The organism is Alcanivorax sp. (assembly GCF_002726155.1).
In the GTDB taxonomy this organism is placed as follows: Bacteria; Pseudomonadota; Gammaproteobacteria; order Pseudomonadales; family Alcanivoracaceae; genus Alcanivorax.
On the sequence record NZ_PBSH01000025.1, the window covers coordinates 31241 to 50962 of the forward strand.

The window sequence follows — 19722 nt, forward strand, 5'->3', positions numbered from 1 at the left end:
AAAGTTCAAAGTTGAAAAGGGAAAACAGAGCGTAATGTCAGACAGGCGAACCAGTCGCCATCATGGTTAGATACTGCAATTGGGGCCATCCAGCGCGGACGCCCACGGCAAGTTTCACCGCCAGACCTTGCTCGCGTTTTAACTTTAAACTTTCCACCTTCAACTCTCTTTCCCCCACACAATCCCCATAAAGCACCCTCATCCCCTTGCCATGCTGGCCCCCATCAAAAGGAGGCCACCATGAAAATCACTCTTTTCTTCTCACTACTGCTACTGACGTTCACCGCCCAGGCAAACGGGCAACGTTGGCAGGACGAGGCTGCCACCGGCGCCTTGCTGCTGGCCGATGACCATGGCCAGATTCACCCCGCCACCCTGCTGGACACCGACGCCCACATTACCGTCAGCGGCCCAGTGGCAGAGGTCACGCTGACCCAGCGTTTTCACAATTCCAGCCAGCAGTTTCGCGAAGGGCGCTACCTGTTTCCGCTGCCGGAAAACGCCGCCGTGGACGGCATGGTGCTGACCATCGGAGACAGGCGAATTGTCGGCCGCATCGACGAGAAGGCCGAAGCTGAAAAGACCTACCGCCAGGCCCGCGCCAGCGGCAAGAAGGCCAGCCTGATCAGCCAGCAACGCCCTAACCTGTTTACCACCGCCGTGGCCAATATCGCCCCCGGCGAAACGGTGCAAGTGGAGCTGCATTACCAGCAGACCCTGAATGTGGATGGCCACCGCTTCCAGCTGCGCCTGCCCCTCACCCTGACGCCGCGCTTAACCCCACCCACGGAGGCACCCCACACACTGGATTCCCTGCTACGCAACACCGTGGCAGCCCCCGGCGGCACGGCCGATGCCGGCACCGCGTCCATCCACATCGACCTGGACGCCGGTGCGCGGCTGGCCACGCTGGGCAGCCCCAGCCATGCCATCCGCTACCAAAGGCACGGACGGCGCTACACCATTACCCCAAAAGCCGGCGCCATCGCCATGGACCGGGATCTGCTGCTCAATTGGGAACTGGAAGACACTGGCGAACCACTGGTGGCCAGCTTCCACGAAAACATCGACGGCGAGCACTATGCGCTGTTGATGGTGGTTCCGCCGGAAGCCGGCCAGTCGACCACCCTGCCACGGGAAACCCTGTTCATCATCGACAGTTCCGGCTCCATGGGCGGTGCGCCCATGCGCCAGGCCAAGGCCAGCCTGCAACTGGCCCTCCAGCGCCTGAAACCCGGCGACCGTTTCAACATCACCGACTTCGATAGCCAGCACACCCTGCTGTTTGAAACGCCGGCCACCGTCAACGACAACAGCCGCCAACAAGCACAGCAATTCGTGGCGGGCCTTCAAGCCAGTGGCGGCACTCATATGCTGCCCGCCCTCAGCGCCACCCTGAGCCAGCCCGCCAGCGACGGCTACCTGCGCCAGGTAATCTTTATCACCGATGGTGCCGTGGGCAACGAGCACGGCATCTTCCAGGCCCTACACCAGCAACTCGGCGAAGCCCGCCTGTTTACCGTGGGTATTGGCTCCGCCCCCAACAGCCACTTCATGACCCGCGCCGCTCAATTTGGGCGCGGCAGCTTTACCTATATCAACGACCAGAACCAGGTGCAGCAAGGCATGGACACCCTGTTTCGCCGCCTGGAATCACCGCTGATGCGCAACCTGCAGGTGCAACTCCCGAACGGCATCGTCACCGAACGTTGGCCGCAAAAGCTGCCAGACTTGTATGCCGGTGAGCCCTTGCTGGTGGCCATGAAACTGTCCGCGCCAACGGAACACATCACCGTTAGCGGCTACAACACCCGACACTGGCAACAGTCGGTCACCTTGCCCACCGACAGCAACCACCCGGGCACCGCGAGCCTGTGGGCCCGGCGCAAGATCGCCGACCTGATGGACCGTATCACCCTGGGTGCCGCGGAAACGGATATCGCCCCACTGGTCACCGACGTGGCCCTGCGTCACCAGCTGGTCAGCCGCTACACCAGCTTTATCGCCGTAGAAGAGAGCGTCTCCCGGCCCGCCCATGAGCCGCTGCTGCACGACACCGTTCGCAACCAGGCACCGCACGGCACGCAACGCGCTGCGGCCTGGCCCAGCACAGCTACACCGGCGCCACTATTGTGGCGGCTGGCTGGCGTGCTGCTGATCGTCTGTTTGCTGCTCTGGCTTCACCAGCGGAGGGCGAAACATGGTACGGCTTGAACGACGGCTGCTGGCTTTCAGCTTGGCGGCGCTGCTGGGGCTGGCAGGCTGGGCCAGCTGGCTGGATGGCAAGGCCTGGCTGGCCCAGCACTTGATCGCCCACGCCTGGCAAACCACGCTTGCACAAGGTGCCCCCCAACGCCCCTGGCCCTGGGCAGACACCTGGCCGGTGGCGCGCCTCACCACCCCCGCCGGGGAAACTTTCTATGTGCTGGAAAGTACCAGTGGTGAAGCCCTGGCTTTCGGGCCCGGCCGGCTGGCCGGCGGCATCGGCAGCGACCAGGCCCTCACCCTGGCCGGCCACCGCGACACCCACTTCGCCTTTCTGGAAACGCTCGACGCTGGCCAGCCCCTCACTGTGCAATTGGCCAACGGTTCACAGAAACATTTTCAGATCAGCAGACAGCAAGTCATCAACAGCCAACAACACCCCCTACACATCCCTCGGGACGACCAACAGCTAATACTGATCACCTGCTACCCCTTCGATGCCCTCACTCCCGGCGGCCCACTGCGCTACGTGGTCACCGCCACATCGGCACCCACCAGCAACACGGAAAATAACCAGACGGAACGATGAACAAGCAAGGAAAAAGGGAGAAAGGGAAAAGCAGAAAGGAACAGGCCGAATGGCCAGCAAGGAAGGTATCAGTCAGGCGCGAGGCGCGAACATGATGATGGCCATCCCCAACAGTGCCACACCGGAACCCAGCAAATCCCATGCCGTCGGGCGGATACCGTCCACCGCCCACAACCAGAAAACCGCCATAAAAATATAAACGCCCCCGTAAGCGGCATACACTCGACCCGCAGCAGTGGGGTGCAAGGAAAGCAACCAGGCAAACAGCGCCAGGCTTAGCGCCGCAGGCACCAGTAACCAGACTGACTTGCCTTCACGCAACCACAGGTACGGCAAGTAACAGCCCACGATCTCCGCCAGCGCCGTAATCACAAACAGCGCAAACGTCTTTATTTCCGGCACAGTCCAGCCCTTTCTCTGCTCATCCATTCACCCTTGGGAACAACAATCCACATTCCACCTCATGAGGCATTCCGGCAAACAGCCAGCTTCGCCTGCACAAGGTAAACGCAGAACGCAACTACATCCGGATTACTAAACTCACTGGAAATGAACTCACCCGGGATCAGCCCTTCATCCCAGCGCGTCGTCACCAACAGAGGGTTGCCCCCATCATCACCGGGGAAAATCTCCACCACCGCATGGGTCTGGTGAATATAGATATCACGGAGATCTTTGCGGCAGCGAAAATCCTCCGTATCAGAAGCCAACTTGCACTGGTAGCCTGCGTCAGAAAAGAAATTATTAGCCTCGGAAAGCAGCGCCACATAGTTGACGGGAGGATCAGACAAAGGCACCAGCGTCTTGATGACATCACCTGAAACGTTGGTACAAGAAGAAAAAAACGGCAAGGAAAAAATGAATAGAAGGTGCATTACTCTTTTGGACATAGAATATCCGCAACTGACAGAAAAAAATAAAAAGAATGACCGACGCTTCAACCTGCACATTACTGGGAGTTCTCATCTTCCCTTTTTTTCGCCTTAATAGTGGAACCAAGCGTAAAAACAGCCGCCATGTAACCAAAGACAAAGAAAAACAGAGAAGCAATCAGGCTAATAATCACATTGCCACTGGATACAACACCATTAGCGGCACACAAGATAAGGCATGCAAAAGAAAAAGGCACAGAAATAGCGAGCAGGAAAACGCTAGCCATAACAATATCATCACTATGCACAGGAAAATTGGAGTCGAACGCAATCCTGAGGCTTATCCCGACAAAGAAAACCAGAAGAGAGGCCAATATAAAAGACACTGCCACCCTGTGGGTTATCGTTATTGACTTCACCTAGCACCATTTTTATACGAATAATTCGACAGATAAAGACCCGATTTTATATAAAAAGAATAAAGAGCGCCGATCAGTCTATCGAAAATAGAAGATATGGCGCCCCTTATTCCTATCTATTAATTACTTATTCAGCTTAACGACATCACCAGAGACAGTGGTTTTATAACCGTTCAACACATAAGCCCAGAACCAGTTTTCCTGAACCTGTGTGTTAATCATTGCATCACCATTTTTGGATTCAATGGCCGCTTTTTGCGCCCGCACAAAACGGCTATTTTGCTGAATCGGAATAAAGTTAAACAGCATGATCCCGGTAGCAGTCGCTTCACCGTGACCGACAACAGTGTATTCATCACTGTTAAGTTGCTGTGTTTTCATTGGTGTTCCAGCACAACCCGACAAAATTGCAGCTGCAAGAAAAGCGCCAGCCGTGAATTTCATTTTTTTCATTTGAGTCCCCTCATAATGTGATATTGAATGACAGCCTAAGCTGCGTTGATCACCCAACGAATGGGTCGGGCAAAGTGGCAATACGCAAAGGGACCACTATCAACCTGGTCTTTTAATCCCTTTGTTTATAGATATTTTTCATGAAACTGGGAATCATCCCCTAAACAGCTAACGCTTATTAAAACCGCTGACACTACCCTCTCAGGCATTAGCCAGCCCTTGTTAGCTTTTTCAATTTGGAAAATGGAACACGGGAGCATCCTTACTATGACAATCACCGTAGTATCGGATATTGACACCCCCACCGTTTGGAAGCTGTGTCATCACAACGGAAAGACCCGATTTATTATCGGTGCGCTTTGATAGAGGGTCATTAAATACCCAAACCTCATAAAAAACTGGGGCGTCGTGCTTCACTATACGAGTTTCAGCCAATGCAGAAGATTGAAGACCACAATTCTTCATTATGGCGCCAAATATGTCCCGCCTGACCTGAGGCGCTAGCTCAGATATGCTTTTCCCGGGCACCCCTGCCCACTCAACATTTGCCACTGGCCTCCCACCATCAGATGGCGTCACCACATATCGAAAGGGCGAAAATTGATTTTCCAGCGTCTGATTGGCCGAGCGTAAAGCTGTATCACTAGTCGGATTTCCAGCACACCCTGAAAAAAACATCGCAGCAAATATTACTATTAATAAAAATCTGGTCATCAAGAAATCCATCTTTAATTTTAATGCAGGGCTAGCGGATTAATACCCTATTTTTACCATTGAAACACGGGGTAAGCCCTGATCCCGAGCCCTTGCTTCCGCATAAATTGCACAAAGTTGACCGCCGACCTGCAGCGCTTTTATACGCTCTCACTTCCAGAACTCCCAGAACCGCTTACTATTTCGCTTTTTCCATTCTATATACCTTCGCGAAACCCTCTGACTTATAATTTTTTGGTTTTCCCATGTGTAGGGAACATGAAATTCTGAAGGTAACTTCTTAACCAATAACTCTGAGTAATCGGAAATATATTTCCCCTTATCGAAATCGAAGTAATCTGAGGCAAACGCGTTAGCTTCTTCTGAGAGCATTTCGCCCATTAAACATCGGTCCCACCACTCATAGACATCGATAGCAGTTTTAGCCTGAGACTTGTATTTATTGATCAGGTCCGAGCTTTCATATTCAAACTCATCACTGCATAAGTCATTTTCAATAAGCCAGCCAAGAAAAAAAGCCGTGTGAACAGAGGCTCTCTCTTCTGGAAGACCGCTATTCATCACAGTTTCATCATGATACTTCGCTTTGTCGTAGACAATGGAATTCCCCATCTTTACCTCGTATAACGCCCGAGTTAAGCCGACTTGCGTAGCAAGTTTTATCTGCCACGCTGTCGGTATAGCGAAGCAAGTTCGGCTTGAACGAATTGTTAGGCGACACGCTAGTAGCCGTGCGCCTCTGCCACCAACTGATCGTTCACGAACACCTTGTAACTTTGAGGCCGAAGACCCGCTAGTAAGAGCGGGCGGACTTTCTCCACCACAACGCTCTGCCCCTCGATTCGACCTTTCCATGATTGCTTCAGCCGCGTGGAAAAGTGAGTGAGCGGATTAGCCGGATGTTGTAGCAGGGCTGTCTCGTGCGGAGTGACGAGGCGCATACCACCGAATAACCAGTTGCGCTGAAACTTGATAGGGGTATTTCCAATTTGGAACTCAATTTCCATTGATGCCTCCAGTGACGCCTAACAGCGTATTCAGTCGAACGGTTCGACATATCTTTTTTCGACATAATTCTTAACCAGGCAGCACTCAGATCAACCAAAATATCCAGCATGAACAATGATATGGAGCACCGTCGAGAATTTATCTCGTCTGACAAAAGTCGACACAACGGGTTATTTCCTGAGTGAACTTGGTTCCCCTTATCCCTGGAAATCACTTTATATCAACCGCTTAGATTTTTATGTAAGCCATATCCTACAAATTCGCACCCAGTTCTGTTGAGCACGGGCTGGTCAGGATTTGTCTGCACCAAGGTTCGCACCTCAAGAGGTACTCCTACAGAAAAGCAGAGACAAAAAAACGCGGCCTTTGCCGCGTTTTTTGTGGAGCATGAAGGGAAAAATTAACGCCCGATAATGTCCCGGGAGATAATTTCTTTCATGATTTCGCTGGTGCCGCCGTAGATACGCTGGATGCGGGCGTCCACGTAGTCGCGGGAGATGGGGTATTCCTGCATGTAGCCGTAGCCACCGAACAGTTGCAGACATTTGTCGGCAACCACTCCTTGCAGCTCGGTGGTGGTGAGCTTGGCGATGGAGGCGTTGGTGGCGGTGAGTTCGTTGCGATCGTACTGGTCGATGCACTGCTCACCGTAGGCGCGGTTGACGACGACCTGTGCGTGCAGGTCCGCCAGCACGAATCGGGTGTTCTGCAGGCTGGAGATCGGCTTGCCAAACGCCATGCGCTCCTTGGTGTATTCGATGGTGCGCTCGATCATGCCTTCGCAGGCAGCAATGGCGCCCAGGGCCAGGATCAGGCGTTCGCGGGGCAGTTCGTTCATCAGGTTGGCGAAGCCTTTGCCTTCACCGCCGAGAATCTGGTCGGCGCCGATTTTCACGTTTTCGAAGAACAGCTCGGAGGTGTCCGCCGCGTGGTGGCCCATTTTTTCCAGGTTGCGGCCACGGGCAAAGCCGTCCAGTGCACAATCCACGTTGAACAGGGTCATGCCTTTGGAACCGGCATTGGGGTCGGTCTTGGTGGCGAGCACGATCACGTCGCAGTGCTGGCCGTTGGTGATGAAGGTTTTCTGGCCGCTGATGCTGTAGCCATCGCCATCCTTGTCGGCACGGGTTTTCATGCCCTGCAGGTCAGAACCGGCACCGGGTTCGGTCATGCCGATGGCGCCTACGGCTTCACCGGTGACCATTTTCGGCAACCAGGCTTGCTTCTGCTCTTCGTTACCCAGGTGCAGGATGTAGGGAGCGACGATGTCGGAGTGCACGGAAATGTTGGACGCCAATGCACCAAAACCGGCGCGGGAGGCTTCTTCCACAATCACCGCAGACAGGCGGAAGTTGGCGCCAAAGCCGCCGTATTCTTCCGGGACGTCCACACACAGCAGGCCATTTTCGCCCATCTTGTTCCACAGCTCACGGGGGAACATTTCGGCTTTTTCCCACTGGTCGTAGTGAGGAGCGACTTCGTTTTCGAGGAATTTTTTGACGTTATCGCGAAACAGTTCGATTTCGTTCTGATCAAGCATCTTGGCTAGTCCTGTGGGTGAACGGCAACGACCCACGCAGGGGGGCCGCGAAACAATGGTCCACATTCTAGCCATAAGGCGTGACGGTCACATCACTGCCGGGTGACTGTCCGGTCTCGACGGGTGAGGCGAATCGACGCCTTTGGCTTGCGCCAGTAAATCTGGAGTTTGGGTGTTTACGATTAGCGTGCGGGGGTTCGCGCCCTGGAAGGGCGCTCCTACAGAATCCGTCAGGTTTGAGGGAAACCCGATCGGCTAGGTTGGCTCTATGCGCACGTCCGCCTTCAAGGAATTGGCCACGAAGCAGTTTCGATGGGCGCTGTCGTGGAGTTTTTCCAGAGCTCCGCCATCCGGTTCTTCACCATCAAACACCACCCGGGGGCGCAGCACGATCCGGGTGATTGCCATGCGGCCTTCCGGGTTCTTTTCTACTGTGCCTACCGGCTGGTCGATATAGCTGAGGACGGTGAGGCCACGCTTGGCGGCGATGGACAGGAAGGTCAGCATATGACAGCTGGCCGTGGCGGCAATGACAGCTTCGTCCGGGTTCACCCGGTTGGCGCAGCCGTAAAACTCCGGGGACCCGGAGGCCTGCACCACTTCGCCGCCGGCGAAGGTCCATTCGTGGTCCCGGTTAAAGTGTTCATAATCGAATTCAGTGCCCCGCTGCAGGTGCCAGGCCACTGTTGCGCCGTATTCACTCATGGTCGAACTCCCTCTCTCGCGTTTTCACTTTCACCATGATCCGGCAAGAGAGGAAAGGCAACCATGCTGCAGATCAATGTCTGATCAGCTGTCCTTGATCGGGGCCAGAAGGCAACGCTCTACCTGATCCATCACCCGCGTGCTGTACAGCAACGCGCAATGGCCCAGATACGGAACATGGATATTTTCTTCGGCACCCTGCAATACCGCCGTGGACACCGGCAGCACAAAATTATCCATGTTGGAAAAGACGGAAAAGTACCGCGCCCCCCCTGGGCAGGTTTCTTCGCTAGCCAGCTCCCGGATAAAAGGACTCTGGTAACGCAACTGGGCGGCAGCCCCTAATGGCGGGAACAGGCCAGCCACCCGCGAACCATAGTGCGGGCTGCCCAGAGTGATCACCCGATCCACCTTGCCGGCCAGGCCCAGGTTTTTCAGGGCGTAACGGGTCAGGGGGCCGCCCATGGAGTGGCAAATCAGGTGGGCTTTCTCCGCACCCGTGGCTGCCAGGATACGCTCCACATGATCCACCACCTGCTGGGATAACTTGCGGGCATTGATATGCGGCGGTGTATAACTCACTGAATACACATTAGACCAGCCGCGCCATTTCAGGCGCCATTGCATGAACAGGAAGTTGGCACTGTTGCCGCCATAGCCATGGACCAGAATCACCGGTGGCTCACCGTGATGGCGGCTGCGCGCCGGGGCCGTATCGTGGATCAACCGCAGTGGGTAGCTAGCCACCAACAGTGTTAGCGCCGCCGCTTCCTTGGCGACACCAAGCAGCACGGCCAGTAGCCGCAAGGGCTGCTCGCCTGGCAATACCGACTGCTCCGGAAAACTGCGGCGGTCGTAGTACCAGCACAGGTAAAACACCAGGGTGATAGACACCGTGGTAAGCACCAACAGTGCCAGCAAAAAAAGAATCAGACCCATCCCGTCATTACTCCGTTGTTATTTTTACCGACGCTAGGCCAGTGCCGGTGAGGATAAAGCGCGGCTGGTATGACTGTCGGACAAAGCGTAAAGAGAATTCACAATTGACTGCGGCAACGCTGCGGAAAGTAATCGCCCACACCGCTCCCGCCTGCCTCCACACCGGCCCAGGAAACCTCTGAAAACGCCTTACACGCTCAGTTTTCAGAGGTTCCCTCGTTCAGGCCCTGCTCTTTTAGCCAGACGGTGCAGTGTTCTACCGCTTCAGCCAGTTTGTCGTTTTGGCCAAAGTAATAATGATTGGCACCGGCCACTTCGCGCAGGGTGGCTTGCCCTGATTGGAAGCCATCGAAAAGCCGCTGGGTATGGCTGGGGGTACAGGCGTTGTCGGCGGTGTTGCCGATGACCAGGGCTGGCACCTTGATGCGCCCGGCACAGGCCGGGCCGTTGGCGCGGGAGTCATCGAAACTCCACTGACTCAACCAGCCGCGCAAGGTATTGAAACGCGCCAGCGCCACCGGACCGTTGTTCACGGTTTCCGGGTCACCCAGGTAACAGGTGCCGGGGGCACGCTCGTTGCTGTCCTGCTGTGGATCCAGCCAGCGCACATCGCACATGGTGCGGTGCACGATGAAGCCGTACTCCTCGGTGTGCAGGCCCCTGGCGTGGAAATCCGCCAACTTGCCTTTCACCCAGTCGGAAATACGACGATTACGGTCAATCTGGGCCTGGCGGAAACGGGCCACAAAATCGGCACTGTAGGGCGGCTGATTGGGACAATCCGGATGGTAGATATCCAGCTCCCGGTCGCGATCCTCCGGGTTGTTCTCGTCCTTCACGGACGGGTCCAGCCATTCGGTCATGGTGATGGCGCGAGACACATGGGCCGCCAGCAGCATGATGCCATCGGCGGGAATCAGGTTCAGAGCCGCAAGATCGTACGGGTCCCCCGCCGGGGTCTCGGTAATCTGCGGGTCTTCCGCTTCGGCCTGGTAAAGCAGGCTCAAAGAGCCGCCACCGGACCACCCCGCCAGCACCACTTTTTCAAAACCCAGCCGCTCTTTGGCATCGCGCACGCAGGCGCCCAGATCCGCCACGACTTTTTCCATTAACAAGGCGCTGTCGGCGCCACGGTACCGGCTATTGCAGTAGATGACCGACAAGCCGGCCCTGGCCAAGGCGGAAACCATGGGCAGGTACGCCCCGCCGCCTACCGGGTGCATGAAAATCACCACGGTCTTGCTGGCGCCTGCTTTTGGGGTAAGCAGATGCGACTCCAGCGCCACCAGATCCATGGGGCCGGCGTAGGTGTCCTTGAAGCTGGATTGCTCCATGAAGGTCACCAGGTACGGGGTGCGATCGTAATGCTTGCTCATTGGGGAGCGTCCTTTTGTTCTTCTTTTGGTTTGCCCTTCTGCTGGTCCATGGCGCCCTTCACTTTCGAGAAGTCAGTCTTGCTCATGTCCAGGCCGCGCATGTCCAGGGCCTCAGCGCCAAAATTCTCTTCTTTCAGCGCGCGGGTCTTTTGGGTCCATGCCTTCAACACCCCATGGGCGTTGGCCGCATCTTCCGCCACCACGGCATCGTAACTGGCATCCTTGATGGTGATTTCCAGTGGAATGCCGTTGGGGTCGAAGAAATAGATGGAATGAATAAACTCGTGGTCGATGGGGCCGAAGCAGGGGCGGCCCGCCTTGTTGATACGGCGGCGCCAGTCCTTCAGTTCTTCGCGGGTATCCACTTCAAAAGCCAGATGCAGGTCAAAGGCACTGCGCGGGCGGAACATTTTTTCATCCGCCCCATCCGGGGCATCGAAGAAGGCAATGAAGTTGTCATCGCCCATCTTGAAGAACAAATGCATGTAGTCGATCTTGCGGCCGGTGCCAGGTTCCTCATCGAATACCATGGCCATGGTGAGCGGCAGGCCCAGCACATCTTCATAGAACCAGCGGGTCTGTTCAGCGTCGCGGCAGCGGTAGGCGCTGTGGTGCACATGTTTAAGCGTGGCACAGGGAGGCAGGCTGCTCATGGTTAGCTCCTGTTATTGTTAGTGGCGGCAATGATGCTCTTTATCCCCAAGATTGCCGCAGACGCCGCCACCAAGGAAAACCGAAACCACCAAGAACCTGTCAGTTCTGGCCACCCTGCCAAACCACCGTCTGTCCGCCCAGGGTGCACAAAGCCAACACCGATGGCACACTTGCGGGCCCTTTTCGGTACGACGGCAAGCACCATGACAGACCAGGCAATCATCAACGAAGTGGGGCTGCGCGACGGCCTTCAGAATCAACCGGTAACCGTGGACACGGCCACCAAGGCGAAGCTGGCCCAGTTACTGGTCGACGCAGGCATGCGCTACCTGGAACCGGTGAGCTTTGTGAGCCCCAAGGCCATTCCGCAGATGGCCGATGCCGCCGCCCTCACGCCACTGCTGCCCAAAGGGGACAACCTGCATTTCCCTCTACACTACACGGCCCTGGTCCCCAATCTGAAGGGCTACCAGCTGGCGCGGGATGCGGGGTACCCCACCGTGGCCCTGGTGCTGTCCACCACCGATTCCTTCAACGAGCGCAACCTGCGCATGAGCCTGGAGCAGGCCGCACAAAGTTGCGAGGCGATCATTGCCGCCGCGCGCGCCGATGGCATTGCTACCCGCACCTATATCTCTGGCGCTTTTGCCTGCCCCTACGACGGGCCAGTGCCCGTCACCCTGCCGCAACAACTGAGCGAGCGCATGTTTGCCGCCGGTAGCGACGAAGTGGCCATCGCCGACACCATTGGCGCCGGCAACCCGCAGCAGATGAAGGACATCATGGCGCCGCTGATTCGGGAATTCGGCGCAGAGAAGTTCTACGTACACCTGCACGACACCCGCGGGCTGGCCGCGGCCATGGCCTGGGCGGCGGCCGATATGGGGGTACGCCGTTTTGATGCCTCCGTGGGCGGCCTGGGCGGCTGCCCGTTTGCGCCGGGCGCTACCGGCAACATGGCCACAGAGGATCTGGTGTACTTGCTGGAAAGTGCCGGGCTGAAGACCGGCATTGATGTGCAGGGCCTGCGCGAAGCCGTCGCGTTGGCCGCCGAGGCAACCCAGCGACCGCTGGGCGGACGCATTCTGAACTGGATGGCATCCCAGGAGAAACAGGGTAAGACACCCTGCATAGGGTAATCCCGTACTTCCGTAGGAGCGTCGCTGGCGGCGCGATACGATAACTACAGTCTCGAGTTGCGAGAAGCGAGTTTCGAAAGGCAACCCCAAACCAGGGGAAAACCCAACGATTTTCGCTTCTCGTCACTCGTTACTCGCAACTGGGTTATCGCGCCGCCAGCGACGCTCCTACAGCAGACGCTTAAGGGCGCGGAGCCACAATCATGCAAGTGCAGGTAGCGTGGGCGTACAGCTTGCCTTCATCGTCCACGATACGCCCTTCCGAGATCACCAGATTACGCCCACGGTTAATCACTTTCCCTTCTGCTCGGTAAGCCTTATCGAAGGTCAGCGGCCGGCACATCTTGATGTTCAGATCCGTGGTGCCATAGCTCTCGCCCGCGGCCAGTACCGTGTGGGTGGCGCAGCCAGTAACGGAATCGAGCACCGTGGCAGCAAAACCGCCATGCACTCCACCCAGCGGGTTGGTGTGGCGCTTGTCTGGAGTCGCGATAAAGACCACACGGCCCTCTTCCACGGTATCCGGGTCCATGGGGATGGTGTCAGAAATGGGGGCACGGGGAATCTTGCCGGCGGCGAAGGCCTGCATGATTTCCAGGCCGGTCATGGTCGCAGGGTTCATGGTCATTCTCTGGGGTAATGGCATTGTCTGCATTATAGGTTCCAATTAGGAACTTACAACTTGAACGTAGCCCCACTTATAGCCGCCCCACCCCTGAACGCGTCCCCAAAAGCCCGGGAAACACGCTCAGCGATCCAGATTTAAGAGATTCAAAGCAACGCAGTGCGCACGCGGTTGCGGCCAGCCTCTTTAGCCGCGTACAAAGCCTGATCCGCCGCACTCAATAACGCTTCCGGGTCTGCAGCGGCGGAGGCGTTTCCGCAGGGCATGAATGTGGCCACGCCAACACTCAAGCTCACCTCCTTGTTCAGGGTGGCAATGCCCGCCACGGCACGGCGACAGCGTTCCGCCACACCCTCTGCCGCTTGCACATTGGCAGTGGGCAGCAAGGCAACGAACTCTTCGCCCCCGTAACGCGCCAGCACATCGGTATCACGGATCACCGGGCGCAACGCCGCCGCCACGGCCTGCAGCGCCACATCCCCTTCCATGTGCCCGTAGGTATCGTTGTAGTGCTTGAAGTAATCCACATCCATGAACACCACAGAAATTGGCTCACGGCTGCGCTCACAACGGCGGAATTCCTGACGCAGATTTTCCATCAGCACCAGCCGGTTATTCAGCCCGGTAAGCGGGTCGGTGCGGGCCATGTCAGCCAGCTCCTGATTGAGCTGCTCCAGTTCGTCCTGTTTCTGACGCAAAGCACGCTCTGCGGTGACTTGAGCGGACACATCTTCAATCTGCGAAAGAAAATACCGGGGCGTGCCATCTGCATTACGGACAATAGACACCGCCAGCAACACCCAGACGATATGACCGTCCTGGTGAAAATACCGTTTCTTCATCCAGTAACTGTTGCGCTTGCCCGCCAACAGCGCCTGCACGTGGTTCAGGTCCTTTTCCAGGTCGTCCGGGTGGGTAATGGTCTGAAAATCACTTGCCAGCAAGGCCTGTTCGTCATAGCCCAGAATGTTGCACAGCGCCGGATTCACCCGCATCCAACCCCCTTCCGGGGACACAATGGCCATGCCAATGGCCGCATGACGGAACGCGCCCTCGAACAGGGCCATGTTCTCTTCCATCTTGTTGACGGCCAATTGCCGCTGCTGATTCAGGTGGTCCTGCTCCAGCGCCTGGCCAAGGGACTTGCCCATCAACTCCAGAAATTCCATTTCTTCGATGCCGAACGGCTCGTGGCGGGGTACCGGATCACTGAAATTGAGGGTGCCAAAAATCTCGCCCTGCACATAAAGCGGCACGGCCATGTAGGACTCCAGCTTCATCCCCACATAAACCGGGTGCGAGCGCATTTCTTCCAGCTCGCCCACATGGTGTAACGCCACCGACCCCTGTTTGCTGACCACGGTAGAACAATAGGTATCACCCAGCGGGAAATGATCGCCAGTGCTGATTCCCCCATCGCCCGGTTGCACCGCGAGGACTTCGTAGTCTCCGTCTTTAATACGGCTGACAATACCAATGGACAGGCCCAGCAGACGACGCCCCACCTCCAGATAAGCGGCATACAATTGCGCAAAGTCACGACCAGACAGCAATGACAGGTGGTGTAACTCTCTCAGCCCGATCAGACTGAAATCTGCACGGTTTTCCATCTTTTTCCCCGGGATTAGCGCCCAACGCGGTACGCCGTTGTTATTTCTCTTTTGTAACCAAAGCCGCTGGGCAAGTAAAAACCCTTGCAACGTTTTGCACCAGAAAAAGGCCGGTTTTTGGGTACCACTGAAACAAAAAAAGGCGCCATACGGCGCCTTTTTGCTATTTGGCAGATTAATGCAGTTTGAACAAAATCTGCAGGAGCTGGATGCCCAACAGCACAATCAGCGGGCTCAAATCAAACCCGCCCATGGGCGGCAGCAGTTTGCGAATCGGTGCCATGATCGGCTCGGTCACCTGCACAATGACCCGTACCACCGGGTTATACGGGTCCGGGGCGACCCAACTGAGAATCACCCGAATCAACACCGCCCAGAACACATAGTTGAGGATCAGGCTGGCCAGCTCCTGCAGGCTGTAGATTACCAACTGCCCACCGATACCGGCCGGGAAGCCACCCACCTGGATGCCGAGAATCAGCACCGCCTTGAGCATGATCAGCACCACTACCAACACCAGGGACGCCACATCCAGCCCACCGTAGCCAGGAATGATCCGGCGCAGAGGCTTGAGTAGCGGGTTGGTAGCCTTGAGCACGAACTGGGAGATCGGATTATAAAAATCCGCACGGGCCAGTTGCAGCACGAAGCGAGTCAGTACGATGAAAATGTAGGCGCTGAACGCAAAATCCAGCAGAAAAACCAGGGCACCCTGCGGGTTCATGGATCACTCCGTTGCGATGTCTTGACCGGCGTTTAGCCAGAAGCTGGGACAGAGTTTGGGGCAATGGGGGCAAATTTCAAAGGGTGGACAAAAAACAGTAACGAGAAGCGAGTTACGAGTTGCGAAAATCAAGACCACCTTCGGGGTTCGTTTCTCGCAACTCGTTACTTGCCTTTTACCCCGCCAGCTCTTCCGAGCGCTCCCGGGCAGCAGCGACGGCCGCCTGCACCTGCTCGCGGAAACCGGCTTCTTCGAACACATTCAGCGCGGCAGCGGTGGTACCACCGGGGCTGGTGACTTGCTGGCGCAGTACATCCGGGCCGGCTTCGCTGGTAATCGCCAACTGGGCGGCGCCCCAGGCGGTTTGCAGTACCATCTGACGGGCGGTGGCGGCATCCAGCCCCTGGGCTTTGGCCGCTTCGATCAGCGATTCCATCAGCAGGAAGAAGTAGGCCGGGCCGGAGCCAGACACCGCGGTGACCGCATCCAGTTCTTTCTCTTCGTCGAACCAGAAAGCAATGCCCACAGAGCCCAGGATCTCCCTGGCCATGGCTTTTTGTGCATCGCTCACGTCATCGGCGGCATACAAACCAGTGGCACCGGCCTGAACCAGCGACGGCGTATTGGGCATACAACGCACAATCGGGGTGCTACCCAGCCAGTGGCGCAGGTTGCCCACCGTCACACCGGCAGCGATGGAGATCACCAGCGGCTGGCGCTCAGCAATCAGGTCGCGCAGGTCGGTACACACCTGCTCCATCATCTGCGGCTTCACCGCCAGCACCAACACATCGACCCGACCCGCCACATCACGGTTTTCGGTGCTCACATGCACCCGGTGCAGCTGGGCCACTTCGTCCAGGCGGTCTTTGGAGGGATCGCTCATCCAGATACGGGCCGGGCGAATTCCTTTCGCCACCATGCCGCCGGCCAGGCTGGTTGCCATATTGCCGGCGCCGATAAATCCGATTAGTTGTTGTGCCATAACTGCGCAGTCCTTGTTGTCAGGCCTTGGGCGGGCGCGGGCCGAACAGGGCGGTGCCCAGCCGGATTACGGTGGCGCCTTCTTCAATGGCCACCGAATAGTCCGCGCTCATGCCCATGGAGAGCGTATCGAGGGCGGGCATTGTATTGCGCAATTGTGACAGTGTCATGGCGAGCTGTCGGAAGGCGGCGCGGTTGCCGTCCTCATTGTCTGCCCGGGGAATGGCCATCAGCCCCCGCAGGCGCAGGTTGGGCAGTGATTCCATCGCAGCGGCCAGCTCGGCCACACCCGCCAGGGGCACCCCACTCTTGCTGGCCTCATCATCCACATTGACCTGTATACACACATTCAACGGCGGTAGATCCGCCCCGCGCTGCTCGCCAAGACGCCGGGCCACCTTCAGCCGATCGACTGAGTGCACCCAATCAAAGTGGGCGGCGATATCACGGGTCTTGTTGGACTGGATCGGCCCGATGAAGTGCCACACCAGCCCTCGCCCCTGCAGAGCGTTGATCTTGTCCAATGCCTCCTGCAGGTAGTTTTCCCCAAAATGGCGCTGCCCCTGGTCTGCCAGTTGGGCCAGTTCGTCTGCGGTGCGGGTCTTGCTGACCGCCAGAAGCTGCACACTGTGCGGATCGCGGCCTGAGCGCGCGCAAAGTGCATTTATTTGCTCATCAATGTGCAGCAGTGGTGATTTGACGTCAGACATTATTGAACGGCTCAAGAGGTCGGGTTACTTTAGGCATGCGACGATTTTCTGAGGGGCCTGCTAACAGGCCCCCAACATAATAACAAAGGGCTGTCCCTTGGCGGCTCTTTCCAAGCCATAACAGCAAGTATAAATCATGGATATTACCGAGCTGCTCGCTTTCAGCGCCAAAAACGGCGCCTCTGACCTTCACTTGTCCGCCGGCCTGCCCCCGATGATCCGGGTGGATGGCGACGTGCGCCGCATTAACCTGCCGGCCATGGAGCACAAGGAAGTCCATTCATTGATCTATGACATCATGAATGACAAGCAGCGTAAGGATTTCGAGGAATTCTACGAGACCGATTTCTCCTTCGAGGTACCCGGCGTGGCCCGTTTCCGGGTAAACGCCTTTAACCACAACCGCGGTGCCGGTGCGGTATTCCGGACCATTCCCTCGAAAGTGCTGACCATGGAAGACCTGGGCATGGGCAAGGTCTTCCAGAAAATCTCCGAGATGCCGCGGGGCATTGTGCTGGTCACCGGGCCCACCGGTTCCGGTAAGTCCACCACCCTGGCGGCGATGATCGATTACATCAACGATTCCCGCTACGAGCACATCCTCACCATCGAGGATCCCATCGAATTCGTACACGAATCGAAAAAGTGCCTGGTCAACCAACGGGAAGTCCACCGCGACACCCTGGGCTTCTCCGAAGCCCTGCGCTCGGCCCTGCGGGAAGACCCGGACATCATTCTGGTGGGTGAGCTACGGGATCTGGAAACCATCCGCCTGGCACTGACTGCAGCAGAAACCGGCCACCTGGTGTTCGGCACCCTGCACACCACCTCTGCGGCCAAGACCATTGACCGGGTCATCGACGTATTCCCCGCGGAAGAAAAATCCATGATCCGCTCCATGCTGTCGGAATCCTTGCAGGCGGTGGTCTCGCAAACGCTGATGAAGAAAAACGGCGGCGGCCGGGTAGCGGCCCACGAAATCATGATGGGCACTGCAGCGATCCGGAACCTGATCCGCGAAGACAAGGTGGCGCAGATGTACTCCGCCATCCAGACCGGCGGCGCCCTGGGCATGCAGACCCTCGACCAGTGCCTGCAAGGGCTGGTGCAAAAAGGCCTGGTGGCCCGTGATGTGGCCCGTGAAAAAGCCAAGAGCCCGGACTCAATTTAACCCCGAACGCACGGCACTGGCGCCCACTGAGGGCGCCGGCGGAATCAGCACAGGCAGGCCTTAAGCATGGAATTCGAAGAGCTTCTCAAATTAATGGTACAGAAAGGCGGGTCAGACCTGTTTATCACCGCCGGCGTCCCCCCAAGCATGAAAATCAACGGCAAGATCCTGCCGGTGACCAAGAGCGCGCTGACCCCGGACATGACCCGGGACATCGTGTTCGGCGTGATGACCGAGCAACAGCGCAAGGAATTCGTGGCCAACCACGAGTGCAACTTTGCCATCTCCGCCCGGGGCGTGGGCCGTTTCCGGGTCTCCGCGTTCTACCAGCGCAACCTGGTCGGCATGGTGCTGCGGCGTATCGAAACCAAGATTCCCAACGTGGACGATCTGCGCCTGCCGCCGGTGATCAAGGAACTGGCCATGACCAAGCGTGGCCTGGTGATTTTCGTGGGCGCCACCGGTACCGGTAAGTCCACCTCGCTGGCCTCCATGATTGGCCACCGCAACAAGAACTCCAAGGGTCACATCATCACCATCGAGGACCCCATCGAATTTATCCACCAGCATCAGGGCTGCATCGTCACCCAGCGTGAAGTGGGTATTGATACCGAGTCCTTCGACGTGGCCCTGAAAAACACCCTGCGTCAGGCGCCGGACGTAATTCTGATCGGCGAGATTCGTACCCCCGACACCATGGACAAGGCCATCGCCTTTGCGGAAACCGGGCACTTGTGCCTGGCGACCCTGCACGCCAACAACGCCAACCAGGCGCTGGACCGGATCATTCACTTCTTCCCGGCAGACCGACACGGCCAGCTGTGGATGGACCTGTCCCTGAACCTGAAAGGCATCGTCGCCCAACAGTTAATTCCCACCCCGGACGGCAAAGGCCGCCGTGCGGCCATCGAAGTGCTGCTGGGCACGCCGCTGGTCCAGGACCATATCCGCAAGGGCGAAGTACACCAGCTCAAGGCGCTGATGAGCAAATCCCGCGAGCAGGGCATGCAGACCTTCGACCAGGCCCTCTACGACCTGTATTCCGCCGGCGAAATCACCTACGAAGACGCCATGCTCCACGCGGACTCTCCCAACGACCTGCGGCTGATGATCAAGCTGGGCAACGAGACTGACGCCTCCAGCCTGGACGTGGCCACGCGGGGACTGAGCATCGAGGATACGGAATAGGAGACGCAGCAGGGCTCACGCTTCACGCAACAACGCGAATCAAGTGCCCTGTACTCTCCAGACAAAGAGGCCGCGCCCAGCCACCGGGCGCGGCTTA

At 57.3% G+C, this 19722-nt stretch carries 22 protein-coding genes; 6 read left to right on the forward strand and 16 right to left on the reverse strand.

Features of this window, described 5'->3' with window-relative positions; translation table 11 throughout:
- Positions 1 to 240 precede the first annotated feature (240 nt).
- Both CL546_RS07430 and CL546_RS07435 read left to right on the forward strand, forming a co-directional pair.
- Entirely contained in the window at positions 241 to 2214 is a 1974-nt protein-coding gene (locus tag CL546_RS07430; RefSeq protein ID WP_290493938.1) for a marine proteobacterial sortase target protein, read from the forward strand.
- A complete protein-coding gene (locus tag CL546_RS07435) occupies positions 2201 to 2794 on the forward strand; it encodes a class GN sortase (protein ID WP_290493939.1) in 594 nt (197 codons plus the stop codon). The genes CL546_RS07430 and CL546_RS07435 overlap by 14 nt, the downstream gene beginning before the upstream one ends.
- A 72-nt stretch (positions 2795 to 2866) precedes the next feature.
- Here the strand turns inward: CL546_RS07435 and CL546_RS07440 are convergent, their stop codons facing one another.
- Together CL546_RS07440 and CL546_RS07445 are read right to left on the reverse strand one after the other, a co-directional pair.
- Positions 2867 to 3196, reverse strand: coding sequence for a YnfA family protein (locus tag CL546_RS07440; protein WP_290493969.1), 330 nt, complete (start codon positions 3194 to 3196; stop codon positions 2867 to 2869).
- Positions 3197 to 3255: 59 nt separating this feature from the next.
- Entirely contained in the window at positions 3256 to 3684 is a 429-nt protein-coding gene (locus CL546_RS07445; protein ID WP_290493940.1) for a hypothetical protein, read from the reverse strand.
- 35 nt (positions 3685 to 3719) lie between these two features.
- On the opposite strand from CL546_RS07445, the gene CL546_RS07450 reads away from it, so the two are divergent.
- Positions 3720 to 4079, forward strand: coding sequence for a hypothetical protein (locus CL546_RS07450; RefSeq protein ID WP_290493941.1), 360 nt, complete (start codon positions 3720 to 3722; stop codon positions 4077 to 4079).
- A 129-nt stretch (positions 4080 to 4208) separates the two neighbouring features.
- Here the strand turns inward: CL546_RS07450 and CL546_RS07455 are convergent, their stop codons facing one another.
- The 9 genes from CL546_RS07455 to CL546_RS07495 form a co-directional block, all read right to left on the reverse strand.
- Entirely contained in the window at positions 4209 to 4538 is a 330-nt protein-coding gene (locus tag CL546_RS07455) for a putative periplasmic lipoprotein (RefSeq protein ID WP_290493942.1), read from the reverse strand.
- A gap of 231 nt (positions 4539 to 4769) precedes the next feature.
- Positions 4770 to 5252 (reverse strand): hypothetical protein, encoded by a 483-nt coding sequence (locus CL546_RS07460; RefSeq protein ID WP_290493943.1) that lies wholly within the window; start codon positions 5250 to 5252, stop codon positions 4770 to 4772.
- A gap of 150 nt (positions 5253 to 5402) precedes the next feature.
- Positions 5403 to 5864: a DUF7832 domain-containing protein gene (locus CL546_RS07465; RefSeq protein WP_290493944.1), complete on the reverse strand. Its 462-nt coding sequence runs from the start codon at positions 5862 to 5864 to the stop codon at positions 5403 to 5405.
- A 110-nt stretch (positions 5865 to 5974) separates the two neighbouring features.
- Entirely contained in the window at positions 5975 to 6259 is a 285-nt protein-coding gene (locus CL546_RS07470) for a hypothetical protein (RefSeq protein ID WP_290493945.1), read from the reverse strand.
- 401 nt (positions 6260 to 6660) lie between these two features.
- Positions 6661 to 7800 (reverse strand): acyl-CoA dehydrogenase family protein, encoded by a 1140-nt coding sequence (locus CL546_RS07475; protein ID WP_290493946.1) that lies wholly within the window; start codon positions 7798 to 7800, stop codon positions 6661 to 6663.
- Positions 7801 to 8055: 255 nt separating this feature from the next.
- Positions 8056 to 8505 carry an OsmC family protein gene (locus CL546_RS07480; RefSeq protein ID WP_290493947.1) on the reverse strand — a complete coding sequence of 150 codons (450 nt, stop codon included), beginning with the start codon at positions 8503 to 8505 and terminating at the stop codon, positions 8056 to 8058.
- 84 nt (positions 8506 to 8589) lie between these two features.
- Complete coding sequence (locus CL546_RS07485) at positions 8590 to 9444, reverse strand: esterase/lipase family protein (protein WP_290493948.1); 855 nt, start codon at positions 9442 to 9444, stop codon at positions 8590 to 8592.
- A 197-nt stretch (positions 9445 to 9641) separates the two neighbouring features.
- Complete coding sequence (locus CL546_RS07490; protein WP_290493949.1) at positions 9642 to 10820, reverse strand: alpha/beta hydrolase; 1179 nt, start codon at positions 10818 to 10820, stop codon at positions 9642 to 9644.
- Positions 10817 to 11473: a VOC family protein gene (locus tag CL546_RS07495; protein ID WP_290493950.1), complete on the reverse strand. Its 657-nt coding sequence runs from the start codon at positions 11471 to 11473 to the stop codon at positions 10817 to 10819. The genes CL546_RS07490 and CL546_RS07495 overlap by 4 nt, the downstream gene beginning before the upstream one ends.
- Before the next feature lie 204 nt (positions 11474 to 11677).
- Between CL546_RS07495 and CL546_RS07500 the strand changes: the two genes are divergently transcribed.
- Complete coding sequence (locus CL546_RS07500; RefSeq protein ID WP_290493951.1) at positions 11678 to 12613, forward strand: hydroxymethylglutaryl-CoA lyase; 936 nt, start codon at positions 11678 to 11680, stop codon at positions 12611 to 12613.
- A gap of 181 nt (positions 12614 to 12794) precedes the next feature.
- On the opposite strand, the gene CL546_RS07505 is transcribed toward CL546_RS07500, so the two are convergent.
- From CL546_RS07505 to CL546_RS07525, 5 genes are all read right to left on the reverse strand, one after another.
- Positions 12795 to 13235 (reverse strand): PaaI family thioesterase, encoded by a 441-nt coding sequence (locus CL546_RS07505; RefSeq protein ID WP_290493952.1) that lies wholly within the window; start codon positions 13233 to 13235, stop codon positions 12795 to 12797.
- A 149-nt stretch (positions 13236 to 13384) separates the two neighbouring features.
- Positions 13385 to 14848: a sensor domain-containing diguanylate cyclase gene (locus CL546_RS07510; protein ID WP_290493953.1), complete on the reverse strand. Its 1464-nt coding sequence runs from the start codon at positions 14846 to 14848 to the stop codon at positions 13385 to 13387.
- A gap of 175 nt (positions 14849 to 15023) precedes the next feature.
- Positions 15024 to 15572: a YggT family protein gene (locus CL546_RS07515; protein ID WP_007150807.1), complete on the reverse strand. Its 549-nt coding sequence runs from the start codon at positions 15570 to 15572 to the stop codon at positions 15024 to 15026.
- 175 nt (positions 15573 to 15747) lie between these two features.
- Positions 15748 to 16557 (reverse strand): pyrroline-5-carboxylate reductase, encoded by an 810-nt coding sequence (proC, locus tag CL546_RS07520; RefSeq protein WP_290493954.1) that lies wholly within the window; start codon positions 16555 to 16557, stop codon positions 15748 to 15750.
- 19 nt (positions 16558 to 16576) lie between these two features.
- Positions 16577 to 17266, reverse strand: coding sequence for a YggS family pyridoxal phosphate-dependent enzyme (locus tag CL546_RS07525; RefSeq protein WP_290493955.1), 690 nt, complete (start codon positions 17264 to 17266; stop codon positions 16577 to 16579).
- A 136-nt stretch (positions 17267 to 17402) separates the two neighbouring features.
- Between CL546_RS07525 and CL546_RS07530 the strand changes: the two genes are divergently transcribed.
- Positions 17403 to 18437, forward strand: a complete 1035-nt coding sequence (locus CL546_RS07530) for a type IV pilus twitching motility protein PilT (RefSeq protein WP_007148309.1) — start codon at positions 17403 to 17405, stop codon at positions 18435 to 18437.
- Positions 18438 to 18503: 66 nt separating this feature from the next.
- Positions 18504 to 19625: a PilT/PilU family type 4a pilus ATPase gene (locus CL546_RS07535; RefSeq protein ID WP_007148919.1), complete on the forward strand. Its 1122-nt coding sequence runs from the start codon at positions 18504 to 18506 to the stop codon at positions 19623 to 19625.
- Positions 19626 to 19722: the final 97 nt, after the last annotated feature.